Annotated in this window: 11 protein-coding genes and 1 tRNA gene; 10 read left to right on the forward strand and 2 right to left on the reverse strand. The window is 53.4% G+C overall.

All coding sequences use genetic code 11. From position 1 onward, the window contains the following. Window positions 1-22 precede the first annotated feature (22 nt). Together mce and HEQ72_RS01305 are read left to right on the forward strand one after the other, a co-directional pair. Window positions 23-427, forward strand: a complete 405-nt coding sequence (gene mce / locus HEQ72_RS01300) for a methylmalonyl-CoA epimerase (protein ID WP_168018926.1) — start codon at window positions 23-25, stop codon at window positions 425-427. 22 nt (window positions 428-449) lie between these two features. Continuing rightward, window positions 450-1,010: a DNA-3-methyladenine glycosylase I gene (locus HEQ72_RS01305; RefSeq protein WP_168018925.1), complete on the forward strand. Its 561-nt coding sequence runs from the start codon at window positions 450-452 to the stop codon at window positions 1,008-1,010. Here the strand turns inward: HEQ72_RS01305 and HEQ72_RS01310 are convergent. Both HEQ72_RS01310 and recG read right to left on the reverse strand, forming a co-directional pair. After that, window positions 1,001-1,303, reverse strand: a complete 303-nt coding sequence (locus HEQ72_RS01310) for a (2Fe-2S) ferredoxin domain-containing protein (protein ID WP_168018924.1) — start codon at window positions 1,301-1,303, stop codon at window positions 1,001-1,003. The genes HEQ72_RS01305 and HEQ72_RS01310 overlap by 10 nt on opposite strands. A gap of 27 nt (window positions 1,304-1,330) precedes the next feature. After that, complete coding sequence (gene recG, locus HEQ72_RS01315; protein ID WP_168022363.1) at window positions 1,331-3,421, reverse strand: ATP-dependent DNA helicase RecG; 2,091 nt, start codon at window positions 3,419-3,421, stop codon at window positions 1,331-1,333. 133 nt (window positions 3,422-3,554) lie between these two features. Here recG and HEQ72_RS01320 point away from each other — a divergent pair, with 133 nt between their 5' ends. From HEQ72_RS01320 to tatC, 8 genes are all read left to right on the forward strand, one after another. Next, window positions 3,555-3,815 (forward strand): succinate dehydrogenase assembly factor 2, encoded by a 261-nt coding sequence (locus HEQ72_RS01320; RefSeq protein ID WP_168022364.1) that lies wholly within the window; start codon window positions 3,555-3,557, stop codon window positions 3,813-3,815. 3 nt (window positions 3,816-3,818) lie between these two features. Next, complete coding sequence (gene mfd / locus HEQ72_RS01325; RefSeq protein WP_322099459.1) at window positions 3,819-7,349, forward strand: transcription-repair coupling factor; 3,531 nt, start codon at window positions 3,819-3,821, stop codon at window positions 7,347-7,349. A 341-nt stretch (window positions 7,350-7,690) separates the two neighbouring features. After that, the gene (locus tag HEQ72_RS01330; RefSeq protein WP_168018921.1) at window positions 7,691-8,119 is read left to right on the forward strand and encodes a hypothetical protein; all 429 of its coding nucleotides are present in this window, start codon (window positions 7,691-7,693) and stop codon (window positions 8,117-8,119) included. Between the two features lie 116 nt (window positions 8,120-8,235). Further along, window positions 8,236-8,312, forward strand: a tRNA-Pro gene (locus HEQ72_RS01335). 448 nt (window positions 8,313-8,760) lie between these two features. Further along, window positions 8,761-9,882 (forward strand): ABC transporter ATP-binding protein, encoded by a 1,122-nt coding sequence (locus tag HEQ72_RS01340; protein ID WP_245184046.1) that lies wholly within the window; start codon window positions 8,761-8,763, stop codon window positions 9,880-9,882. A 108-nt stretch (window positions 9,883-9,990) separates the two neighbouring features. Further along, window positions 9,991-10,263 carry a twin-arginine translocase TatA/TatE family subunit gene (locus tag HEQ72_RS01345; protein WP_168018920.1) on the forward strand — a complete coding sequence of 91 codons (273 nt, stop codon included), beginning with the start codon at window positions 9,991-9,993 and terminating at the stop codon, window positions 10,261-10,263. 13 nt (window positions 10,264-10,276) lie between these two features. Continuing rightward, the gene (gene tatB / locus HEQ72_RS01350) at window positions 10,277-10,567 is read left to right on the forward strand and encodes a Sec-independent protein translocase protein TatB (protein WP_168018919.1); all 291 of its coding nucleotides are present in this window, start codon (window positions 10,277-10,279) and stop codon (window positions 10,565-10,567) included. Between the two features lie 48 nt (window positions 10,568-10,615). Continuing rightward, window positions 10,616-11,428: a twin-arginine translocase subunit TatC gene (gene tatC / locus HEQ72_RS01355; RefSeq protein WP_168018918.1), complete on the forward strand. Its 813-nt coding sequence runs from the start codon at window positions 10,616-10,618 to the stop codon at window positions 11,426-11,428. Window positions 11,429-11,482 lie beyond the last annotated feature (54 nt).

Consider the following 11,482-nt stretch of genomic DNA (forward strand, 5'->3'; position numbering starts at 1 on the left):
AAGCGGGGGGAGGAGAGATGGCATGATCGGGCGCCTTAACCATGTTGCTCTTGTCGTGCCGGATCTGGAAAAAGCCTCTCGCTTTTATCAGGATACAATGGGTGCCCCTGTTTCTGCGCCGCTTCATTTGCCTGACCACGGGGTGAGTGTTATTTTTGTCGAACTTCCCAATACCCGGGTCGAGCTTTTGCACCCTTTGGGGGATGACAGCCCTATCAGAAGCTTTTTGACTGACCATCCCGGGGGAGGCATGCACCATATGTGTTATGAAGTCCGGGACCTGTTGGCTGCAAGCAGGCATCTGAAAGCACAGGGGATGCGTATTCTTGGAAGTGGTGAACCAAAAACAGGCGCTCACGGGAAGCCAGTTTTGTTTCTCCACCCCAAGGATGCATTTGGTACCTTGATCGAGCTTGAACAGGCCTGATTTCGACGGAGAACAGGACACGGTGAGCTGGTACTGCGACTTGGCTCCGGAGCATCCGGTGCATCACGCTTATCACGAAAGCGAATATGGATTCCCCTTGCGGGATGATAAAGCGTTGCTGGAGCGATTGTCCTTGGAGATCTTTCAGGCTGGCTTGTCATGGGAGTTGATCCTCAAACGCCGCACATCCCTGAGGGAAGCATTTGCCGGTTTTGACCCGCACATCTTGGCCGGCTGGAATGACGAAGCTGTGCCATTTCTTCTTCAAAATCCCGGCATTATACGCAACAGACGGAAAGTAGAGGCTATACTTGGGAATGCTCGCATTCTGATGCGTTTAAAAGCCGAATATGGCAGCTTTGCCAATTGGATAGATGCTCACCACCCCTTGGTTCATAAGGATTGGGTCCGGGTTTTTCGACGAACATTCCGCTTTACCGGGCCGGAAATCGTCAAGGAGTTTCTGATGTCAACGGGGTGGCTCCCTGGCGCACACCACGTGCAATGTCCCGTTTATACTCGCATTCTTGCTGCGAACCCCCCATGGAGAAAAGCCATGGAACATGGATTTTCTTACGACTGATGCCCGCCGAGAGTCCGCAACGCGGCCATAATCTCTCCCAGATCACCGGGAGAAACCTCGCTCCACATATTATGGCCGACAATGCGGACATTAGGTCCGTAGACACAGCGCCCCATACAAGGAGAGCCATTTACCTCTACACAGTCAACAAGAACAGGGTCATTCTCAATGGCGTCTTTCAGGGCAGAGAGGACAAGCTCCGCACCACTTGCTGAACAGCTTTTCTGCATTTCTCCGTAACGGCGGTTCAGGCATACCAGTACTTCTATTGTGGTTGGATCCTCATCATTCATGGTGACGGTATCTCCCTCCTGCCACAGTTATCCAGACTGCAATGTCCTTACGGCGGCATCCCTTTCAAAAAGATACAGCAAGATACGAAGGGCCTCACCACGTGGCGTTGCCAGCTCCGGGTCCATTTCCATGACATGACGGGCATCATCGCGGGCTGTAGCCAGAAGTTCACCGTGTACAGCAAGGTCTGCAGTACGAAATTCCGGCATTCCGCTTTGGCGAAGACCCAGGATTTCTCCACCGCCCCGCAAGCGGAGGTCTTCTTCGGCAATAACAAATCCGTCTTCGGTGGAACGCATAGTCTCAAGGCGCATGCGTGCTGTTTCCGACAAGGGATGGCCATACAACAACAGGCAGACCGATGCCCTGTCCCCCCGTCCGATCCGTCCCCGGAGCTGGTGCAACTGTGCAAGACCAAAGCGTTCTGCTTGCTCGATAATCATTAGTGTGGCAGTGGGAACATTGACACCGACCTCTATCACCGTGGTTGCAACCAGAATGTCATGGCGATCAGAGGCAAATCCCTCCATGACAGCATCCTTGTCCGGGCCCTTCATGCGCCCATGCACCAAGGCAACCCTGTGCCCGAAATGCTCTTGCAGCTGTGCATAGCGTTCTTCTGCCGCAGACAGATCCGAGGTTTCGGATTCTTCCACCAGCGGACACACCCAATAAGCCTTGGCGCCTGTATTCAACACACGCTCAAGCCCGGCAATCACCTCCTCCAGACGGTTTCGTCCTATAATACGTGTGTCGACGGGCTTCCGCCCCGGCGGTTTTCCCTCCAGCCGGGAGACATCCATGTCTCCATAAAGGGTCAGCGTCAGAGTGCGTGGAATGGGGGTAGCCGTCATGACAAGTACATCAGCGGCTTTTCCTTTTCCCGTCAACATCAGGCGCTGTTGCACGCCAAAGCGATGCTGTTCATCAATCACGGCGAGGCCAAGATCGCGGAACACAACATCATCCTGAAACAGGGCGTGGGTGCCGATAATGATATCAATGGCACCATCCTTGAGATCCTGCAGCAGAGCTTCACGCGGTTTTCCCTTGTCGCGGCCTGTCAGGAGGGCAACCCGTATGCCACAGGCCTTGGCCAAGGGAGCCAGGGTTTCAAGATGCTGGCGGGCCAGAATCTCGGTCGGGGCCATCAAGGCAGCCTGAGTGCCACACTCCACGGCATTCAGCATGGCCATAAGGCCGACAACTGTCTTTCCACTTCCGACATCGCCTTGAAGCAACCTCAACATACGATCCGGCGCCTGCATGTCGGCAAATATCTCATCCAAAGCGCATTGCTGGGCCTGGGTCAGCGAAAAGGGCAGGGCGGCTGCAACAGCCCGGCGCAAGCTTCCGTTTCCATGCAGGACACGCCCGGTCCGCTTGCGATTGGCGCGGCGTACAAGCAACAGAGCCAGCTGGTTTGCCAGAAGCTCATCATAAGCAAGCCTCTGTCGCGCCGGTCCGATGGCCGACAGGTCGTCCTCTGTTTGCGGGTGGTGGACAGTGCCCAGCGCATCCTTCCAGTGCGGCCATCCCTTCTGGCTGATCAGGTGGGGATTGATCCACTCCGGCAGTTCTGGCGTACGCTCCAGTGCCGTTCGGGCAACTTTGGTGGCTGTCTTGTTCACAATTCCGGCAGAGAGAGGATACACCGGCTCTACAATGCGGATGCTGTCTGCCTGTGACGGAGGCACCACATGATCCGGGTGGGCCATCTGGCGCTCATCATGAAATACATCCACTTTCCCCGATACGACAACGCGCTGCCCGACGGGGAAGGATTTCTCCAGCCATTCCTTGCGGGGATGAAACCAGGTGATGGATATATAGCCACTCTGGTCCCGACAGCGTATGCGCCAAGGGGCACGGCTTCCCCTTGCCGGTGGAATGTGACTGTCAACAATGAGATCAAGGGTCGCAATGCTGCCGTTGGTCGCCTGCATGATCGTTGGTGATGCCTGGCGGTCAATAATACCGGTCGGGAAATGCCACAGGGCGTCAACAAGGTGCCCGCCACCACCGGTCAATCGATCATAAAGCGGGGCCAGCCGCTTTCCCAGGCCGGGCAGAGAGTCCAGGGGGCAGAACAGGGGATTGAGGATCGACGGGCGCATAGGGGACCGTTATTCTCCGTGTAGCAGAAAATGTTCTTGTTCTGTCCGCAGAATGTCTTTGCGCAACAGGGGAAAGGATCTATACCAGATCCCCTGTTCTTTTCTCATAAAATGCGGGGAAGGTGCACCTATCATGGATGAGCGTCGCAGGAAAATCCTTTACAGGGCTTCCCACCGAGGCATGAAAGAGGCTGATCTTATGATTGGTGGCTTTGTTGCCGCTCGCATCAGTGAGCTGGATGCGCCCCAGCTCGATCGGCTTGAAAGCCTGTTGGATGAGCTGGATATGGACATCATGGACTGGGTGATTGGCCGCAAGCCAGTTCCTTCACAGCATGATCATGATGTTTTCCATATGCTAACCGCCTTCAAACTCTATGACGGATTCGTGTAGACAGTGACTGATTTCTCCTTTGCCCTTCAACGGATAGAAACCCTTGGTACCGGTCATCAGGTAACAGTCCACGGTCTGCCCGAGGGATACGATGCCCTTTTTCTGTCAAACCTTGCACGCGGCAACGCATACAGCGATGTCTTGCACATTTGCCGCGATGATGTGAGGTTGGCAACCCTTGCCGCCGAGGTTCGTTTTTTCGCCCCCGATCTTGATGTTCTGGTCTTCCCGGCCTGGGATTGCGTGCCATATGACCGCGTTTCACCCAGCGCAGACCTTGCCGCACAACGCACGGACACCTTGACCCGCCTGGCCGGGCCACATCCGGGCAAACCGCGTCTGGTTATCACAACCGTTGCTGCCGTCACCCAGCGCGTGCCGGGCAAGCGTGTTTTTAATGGTGCAGTCTTCCGTATTCTGGCCGGTAAACGGCTGAATGTCGATGCCCTGATGGGGTATCTGGCACGCAATGGGTACACCCGCTCCGGACAGGTCATGGAGCCCAGGGAATATGCTGTACGGGGTGGTATTATTGACCTTTACCCTTCCGGCACAGGGGAACCCCTGCGTCTTGATCTGTTCGGGGACGATGTTGATACCATCAGAACTTTTGATCCCCTGACACAGCGCAGTACGGGCAATCTGGATGAGGTTCTCCTCAAGCCCATGTCCGAGGTTATCCTGACCGAAGACAGCATTGCCCGCTTCCGGACCCGGTACCGGGAATTGTTTGGAGCGCCGGGCAAGGATGACCTGTTGTACGAGGCTGTTTCAGCTGGGCGGACCATGCAGGGAATAGAGCATTGGATGCCCCTGTTTCACGATGGGTTGGACACTCTTTTTGCCTATCTCCCCCAAGCTCTCGTGACCTGCGATCACCAGTTTGAACAGGCGTGGGAAGCAAGGACTACACTGATCCGGGAATATTTTGAAGCACGCATCAGCCTGAACAACCTGTCAAACAGCGGGAACGGAACAGTCTATCACCCGATACAGCCAGAATGGCTGTTTATGGAACCGGACGAGTTTCCGCGACTGCTGAAAACAGTGCCGTCGCTTTTGTTCTCACCCTTTGCCGCACCAGATATCGGAAGTGACTGTGTGGATGCTGGCGGACGACCGGGGCGTGATTTTGCCGATGTTCGTGCCCGTCATGGCGAAAATGTCTATGACGCCGTACGAGCACATATTGACCTGGAGCAAGGAAAAGAGAGACGCGTTGTTATTGCCGCCCTGTCCCATGGATCACGAGACCGTCTGTCAGGTGTTTTACGTGATCACGGTGTCAAGAATCTGTCATGTCCTGATGACTGGAAAACAGCCTGTAAACAGACTGTTTCCTCTGTTCCGGTCATTGTCCTAGGCCTTGAGCACGGTTTTTTTGGTCCCGGTTTTGTCTTGGTAGCCGAGCAGGATATTATGGGTGATCGTCTGGCGCGTCCCTCAACCCGCAAGCGACATGGGAAGGCCGATGCCTTTATACGGGATGCTTCAGCCCTGGCAGAGGGGGATCTGGTTGTCCATGCCGAGCACGGCATTGGACGTTACACAGGACTGGAAAATCTGGATATTGGTGGCGCTGCGCACGACTGTCTTTGCCTGGTTTATGATGGTGGTGACAAGCTTTTTGTACCGGTAGAGAACATTGATGTCCTGACCCGCTATGGGTCAGAGCAGGGTGGCGTTTCCTTGGACCGGTTGGGAAGTCCGGCGTGGCAGTCCCGTAAGGCACAGCTGAAACAGCGTATCCGTGACATGGCGGATCAGCTGATACAGGTTGCAGCCCAGCGTCAGCTACGTGACGCTGATGTTCTGACTGTGCCCGAGGGTCTTTTTGACGAATTCTGCGCCCGGTTCCCATACGCAGAAACGGACGACCAGCTAAAAGCCATAGCCGATACCTTGGATGATATGGCCAAGGGACGGCCCATGGACCGTCTGGTGTGTGGTGATGTTGGTTTCGGTAAAACCGAGGTTGCGCTTCGGGCAGCGTTTGTTGCAGCCATGAGCGGTACGCAGGTTGCCGTTGTTGTGCCAACAACACTTCTGGCGCGCCAGCATTACCAGAATTTTATAGAGCGTTTCCGGGACATGCCTGTGCGTATTGCCCAGCTATCGCGTCTTGTTTCAGCAAAGGATGCGGCCCGTGTACGGGAAGAGCTGGAGAAGGGTACACTTGATATCGTAATCGGCACGCATGCCGTTGTTTCCAAGTCTGTCAAGTTCCAGCGCCTTGGCCTCCTTATTGTCGATGAGGAACAGCATTTTGGCGTTGCCCACAAGGAACAGCTGAAGCAGCTCAAGGCCGACGTGCACGTTCTGACCCTGTCTGCAACGCCTATTCCCCGGACATTGCAGCTGGCACTGACAGGCGTTCGTGAGTTGTCGCTGATTGCCACACCACCGGTTGATCGATTGACTGTCCGTACTTTTGTCATGCCGTTTGATGGCGTTGTGATCCGCGAGGCAATCCTGCGTGAACGCTACAGGGGAGGGCAGAGTTTCTTTGTCTGTCCCCGCTTGGCTGACATTGACAGGGCTGTCGAGCACTTAAATGTTCTTGTCCCTGAGGTGCGGACTGTTGTTGCCCATGGGCAGATGTCAGCCAGCCGCCTAGAAGAGGTTATGAAATCTTTTGCTGACGGTGATTATGATGTCCTTGTAGCAACCAATATTATTGAAAGCGGGCTTGATATGCCCCGGGTCAATACCATTATTATTCATCGTGCTGACATGTTCGGACTTTCACAGTTGTATCAGCTGCGCGGTCGCGTGGGGCGCGGAAAGCAGCGTGGTTATGCTTATCTGACCCTGCCGCCTGGCCGCATACTGGCGCCAGCAGCAGAAAAGAGGCTGACCGTCATGCAGACCCTAGATACCCTGGGGGCTGGTTTCTCCCTAGCCTCACATGACATGGATATCCGTGGTGCAGGTAACCTGCTGGGTGACGAGCAATCGGGGCACATCAAGGAAGTTGGGATCGAACTCTACCAGAGTCTTTTGCAGGAAGCTGTGGCTACGGCCAGAAAAGGAGGAGGAAGCCCTGGAGAAGAAAGTTGCGATAGCGGGTGGTCCCCACAAATCAGCCTTGGCATCCCTGTTCTGCTTCCAGAGACCTATATCAAGGATTTGTCGGTACGACTTGGGTTATATCGTCGTATTGGTGAACTACAGACACCGGATGAGATTGAAAACCTGATATCAGAGCTGGTGGACCGTTTCGGTCCCCTGCCATCTGAGGCACGTAATCTCTTGTCTGTCGTCGGCATCCGACAACTTTGCCTGCGTGCTCATATCGAGAAAGTTGATGCAGGTCCAAAGGGCGCTGTGTTGACGCTGCGTGGCAACACCTTCCCCAACCCTGAAGGCTTGGTGCGCTTCATCAGCCAGAATATTGCCTTGGTCAAGGTCAGACCTGATCACAAGATTGTCTACATGCGCCACTGGCCGATACCAGAGGATCGCATGGCCGGTCTTTATCAGCTTATGGAAAACTTGGCCAAGGTGGCCGAAGAGGCCACGGCCTGTTTATAGGCTAAAACAAAACAGACCAAGGCACACATTCTTTGCCTTGGTCTTTATTTTGCTTTACCCGCCGCAAACATTTGACTTGCGTAACGCGCATTCCGGAATTTCCCGGTGTTTCTCCCTAAACTTGGGCCGTCCCGCGAAACAGGACGTCCCTTGCACGCAGAAAGATATGCGCTTGCGGTAGAGTTGTCACGTGTAAAACGCATGGCTATAAAGAAAAGTATGCATTTTTCCGGGATAAAAACGGCTTTTCCTGCTACTATTTTAGCTAGTTTGCGTAACAATAAGATTGTGAAAGATCAGGCATAATGTGGCGTACGGTTTTATATGGTGGTTGCTCACTTATGGTCGCAAGCCTTCTTGCGGCCGCCTCAGCAAAGGAAGTACGTCGATCTTGGACGCTGGATGTTGACCCCGCAGCCTGCCGTTTACAGGCCGACTTATCCTCCGGGGGCAGTGCCAATTATGTTGCAGGTGTTGATGTGCATGGGCAACCCGTCGTTACAGTCGACGGTGATGAAGCACAAACTCTAAATCCTGATCTGACCGGGAAGTATATTGCTATTGAACTGGAAACAAGCCTTGCGCGTCGTCTCTCGCTTACCCCTCTTGCTGAGGCAAAGGGTTATATTGGGACGATAACCATAAAGAACCAAACCATTCTTCTGAATGGAGAGCCATTAAGTTATGGGGGCAAAGATGCTCTTCGTGAGGCGTGTCAGTATAATGAACATCTGTACCACGGGGCATCATCACCTAAGCCGGCCCGTTAAGTATGGAATAACCTGAAAAAATGACTGCGCTCATCATTCTGTGATTGCGTTTGTGATAAAGGGCCGATATATTCCGCCTCCCGTACTGATGTTGTTTCGGTACGGGTGTTTGGCTTCGGAGCGTAGCGCAGCCTGGTAGCGCACTTGACTGGGGGTCAAGGGGTCGTGGGTTCGAATCCCGCCGCTCCGACCATAAAGCCAAAAGTAATAAAGCGTGCTGTAGTAATTGCGCGCACATTTTCTGAAAAATGAAATATGCCCACTGTTGCACATTTACAAATGTGCGTACCGCTTCACGTAATTCCATCTTTTCTTTGGTTCATTGCGGTCCTATAATCAATACGCTCCGTTAACGTCATTGTTTCGGATGCGTTTGGCAGCGCTTTGTTGCAGTGGGGTCGCGTGATTGAGTTTCTAATTTTTGCCCTTGTGCTTACGGTGCCCTTCGATCTAGTCAGGCGTCGCACAGTCCGCCAGCAGCGTCGCTTGGAGGCCGCTTTTCTGCGCGCCCGATCCATGGAGCCGCCGTATGGCCGGTTCTATTGGTTGTGCTGTCACTGAAGGCGCGCTCTCCTCTTTGTTCCAGCCCAGCTCCGAAGCATCAGAAATGCCGGCGAGGTAGCTTTTACACCAAGGTCGTAATGCGTATCGAACCTGTCCGTCCCGTTCGCTTCCGTCAATCTCCGTCAAGGGATAATGCACGTTTAGCTATGGCTGGTGTTTGCCATGCCTTTGATGACAGCTTGGTGCTTGACGGTTTGTCCTTGAGCATTGGAGCGGGTGAGGTTATGTGCCTGCTTGGCGCAAGCGGTTGTGGCAAAACAACAACCCTACGCATTGCTGCAGGTCTCGAGAAACCGTCAAGTGGAGAGGTTTGGATTAATGGGCACACTATGCTGTCCCGTGAGGGACGCATGATCCCACCAGAAAAAAGGGGCGTTGGGTTTTTGTTCCAAGACTATGCCCTGTTTCCTCATCTCAAGGTTCTCGATAACGTTACCTTTGGGCTTCGTCATATCTCCGAACCCGATAGAACACGGTGCGCTCATGAAGCCTTGGAGCACGTGGGCATGGCGTCTTATGCCAGTTCTTGGCCGCATACGTTATCAGGGGGACAGCAACAGCGCATTGCCCTTGCCCGTGCTCTTGCCCCCAATCCGGCCCTTTTATTGCTAGATGAGCCATTTTCGGGCTTGGACCGCTACCTGCGTGACCAAATCCGTGTCGAAACGCTGACGATTCTGAAAGATCGCGGTATTTCGGCTCTGATGGTCACACATGATCCGGAGGAGGCCATGTTTATGGCTGATGTACTCGCCTTGATGGATAAGGGACGGATTATACAGTCAGGGACCCCGGCAGAGCTTTATAATCACCCATCTTCTGCCTTTGTTGCCCGCTTCTTCTGCGACTTTAATCTTGTAAAAGGGCATGTTTTACGGGGTTCTGTTGAAACGCCGTTCGGTCTGGTTGACGCCCCGTACGGGGTAGAGGAGGGCTCCTCTGTCGAGGTATTGATTCGCCCGGAAGCTATCAGGCTTACGTCGGTTGCCGATGGCGAGTACCCCGCTTTCGTTGCCACTGTAACAGATAGCCGGATGCTTGGCAGAACCAGTTTGGTGTATATAAAGGCAGGGCCAGCCGCTTCTGCCAAACGGATAGCTGCGCATGTGCGTACCCCGGGCTCTTTTCTGCCACCGGCAGGGGAGGTGCTGTCCATATCCCTTGATCGATCCCAGACTTTTGTGTTTCCCTCCGTCTGATCATGGCCAAATCAGGGATGTTTCATTGCGGTACCGCAGGCTTTCTGCGATGATCCGCCATGTTGTATTGCCCGATGGTGGGCACGTGTCTCCTGGAGAGTGGTAGTTATGGGTACTTTCAGTATCTGGCACTGGCTGGTTGTGCTGGCCATTGTTGTCGTTTTATTTGGTGGTTCGGGTAAGATTTCACGTTTAATGGGTGACTTTGCCAAGGGAATCAATGCATTCAAGAAGGGACTGGAAGAAGGCAAGTCCGTTCCCGCAGCAGATATGCAGGATGCGACAAGCTCGGATTCAATGCAGATCCAGAAGACTGAAGGGGAGTCAGTTTCACAGGCCGGACATGTCAATCGAGAGAAAAACCATTCTAGTAGCATGTAGTGGGTAAATACTCATGTTTGATCTAGCTTGGTCAGAGATCCTTCTTGTCGGAGTTGTCGCAGCGCTTGTTCTTGGGCCAAGGGAAATCCCTGGTGCCATGCGTGCTTTTGCTCATCTCATGAAAAAATTCCGAGCGGTCAGCCGTGACGTTCGTCGCCACGTAGACGACATGATATACAATGCCGAAATTGCTGACATGCAGGAGAAGGCAAGACAGATGCGTCGGCAGGTTCTTGATCCGGAAGAAAAAAACAGTACATCACCCGGAAAGAAAAGTACTCCTTCCGGGGAAGCAGAGACATAAGATACGCAGGACACGATGTACTCTTCTCCTTCACCAGATGAGTTTCGCATGCCCCTATTAGGGCATCTGATTGAACTGCGGCGCCGTATTTTACTGTGTGGTGCTGTTTTTATCCTGTCTTTTGCCACATGTTACAGCATTGCAGATAACATATATGGCTTCTTGATCCGCCCGTTGGCCGCAGTCATGGCTGAACTGGGAGGCTCGCAACGCATGATCTACACGGCCCTGACAGAAGCGTTTTTTACATACATAAAAGTCGCAATGTTTGGTGCTGTCGTTCTCTCGTTTCCCTTCACCGCTTTTCAGCTTTGGCGCTTTGTTGCTCCGGGTCTTTATCGCCGTGAGAAACGAGCGTTTTTGCCCAGCCTGATTGCTTCGCCTCTACTTTTTGCAGGCGGTGCAGCCCTTGTTTACTATTTTGTCATGCCCGTTGCCTGGCGCTTCCTGCTTGGTTTCCAGACCAGTGTAGAGCAAACCGTGCTGCCGGTGCAGCTTGAGGCCAAGATTGGAGAGTACCTAGATCTGGTCATGAAGCTGATTCTGGCGTTTGGCTTCTGCTTCCAACTTCCCGTTGTTCTTACGCTTTTGGCAAGGGCCGGAATAGTCTCGTCATCAGCTCTGGTCGCAAAAAGGCGTTATGCCATTGTGGCTGTTTTTGTTGTTGCCGGTATTGTTACACCACCCGATGTAATCAGTCAGATTGGCTTGGCCTTGCCCTTGCTGCTGCTTTACGAATGTTCGATCTGGTCAGCGCGCTTGGTTGAAAGGAATGCCGTGAATGACGATGAAAGTGATCCTGATCATTCGGATGCCATGCCAACCGGGAAGGGACCTGATGAGACCGATTTTAATGGCTGAAGTAGCTTAATTCCTGTATCTCTGCCAATTATTCGATACTGAAAACCATGCCTT

This window comes from Haematospirillum sp. 15-248 (assembly GCF_012102665.1).
Lineage (GTDB): Bacteria > Pseudomonadota > Alphaproteobacteria > Rhodospirillales > Rhodospirillaceae > Haematospirillum.

Bases quoted from the DNA above. Each gene is read 5' to 3' on its own strand.
- HEQ72_RS01330 (WP_168018921.1), top strand. From the start codon at position 7,691: ATGGTCGCAAGCCTTCTTGCGGCCGCCTCAGCAAAGGAAGTACGTCGA.
- HEQ72_RS01345 (WP_168018920.1), top strand. From the start codon at position 9,991: ATGGGTACTTTCAGTATCTGGCACTGGCTGGTTGTGCTGGCCATTGTT.
- tatC (WP_168018918.1), top strand. From the start codon at position 10,616: ATGCCCCTATTAGGGCATCTGATTGAACTGCGGCGCCGTATTTTACTG.
- HEQ72_RS01320 (WP_168022364.1), top strand. From the start codon at position 3,555: ATGGATGAGCGTCGCAGGAAAATCCTTTACAGGGCTTCCCACCGAGGC.
- HEQ72_RS01340 (WP_245184046.1), top strand. From the start codon at position 8,761: ATGCGTATCGAACCTGTCCGTCCCGTTCGCTTCCGTCAATCTCCGTCA.
- recG (WP_168022363.1), bottom strand. From the start codon at position 3,421: ATGCGCCCGTCGATCCTCAATCCCCTGTTCTGCCCCCTGGACTCTCTG.
- tatB (WP_168018919.1), top strand. From the start codon at position 10,277: ATGTTTGATCTAGCTTGGTCAGAGATCCTTCTTGTCGGAGTTGTCGCA.
- mce (WP_168018926.1), top strand. From the start codon at position 23: ATGATCGGGCGCCTTAACCATGTTGCTCTTGTCGTGCCGGATCTGGAA.
- HEQ72_RS01310 (WP_168018924.1), bottom strand. From the start codon at position 1,303: ATGAATGATGAGGATCCAACCACAATAGAAGTACTGGTATGCCTGAAC.